The sequence below is a fragment of the Bacillus sp. AR2-1 genome, from assembly GCF_008368755.1.
GTDB lineage: Bacteria > Bacillota > Bacilli > Bacillales > Bacillaceae_G > Bacillus_A > Bacillus_A wiedmannii.
This window is the reverse complement of the sequence record NZ_QORY01000064.1, coordinates 1-549: the sequence shown is the minus strand read 5'-3', so window position 1 is coordinate 549 and position 549 is coordinate 1. Positions and strand designations below refer to the sequence as shown.

The 549-nt window shown below is 37.7% G+C and carries 1 protein-coding gene; it reads left to right on the top strand.

All coding sequences use genetic code 11. The features are described 5' to 3' along the window. Positions 1-549 (top strand): 5'-nucleotidase C-terminal domain-containing protein (locus DT250_RS31430; protein ID WP_179952888.1); only part of this gene is annotated, 549 nt, incomplete at both ends.

The window sequence follows — 549 nt, the reverse complement described above, 5'->3', positions numbered from 1 at the left end:
TTTGGGAGAAATTACAGTATATAAGGTAACTGGGAAAGACTTAAAAGACTATATGGAATGGGCGGCAGGGTACTTTAACTCATCTCGTGCCGGAGATGTAACAGTTAGCTTTGATAAAACCCGTCGTGCTTCTAAATACAGTACGAACGATTTCTTTGGAGGCGTAAAATACGAAATTGACTTAACAAAACCCTATGGAAGTAGAATTACAAATTTACGCTCTATTCGTACAAATAAACCAATTAAAATGAGCGATGTTATGACGCTGGGAATGAATGCTTATAGAATGGAGGCTCTTCAGGCGAAAGGTGGAGCTTTAGAGGGGCGTAAGTTTGAACAAATATGGTCATCTAAACAAGAGAATGCATTTGGGGAAACTGGTGGCACCATTCGTAACCTTGCTATTACATATTTAAAAGAGGTAAAGAATGGTATATACACACCAAAAGTTATGCATAATTGGAAAATTACTGGGGTGAATACACATTCTTCAGAGCACAAGGCTGTAGTGGATCTTGTGAATAAAGGGATTTTAGAAATTCCAAAAAC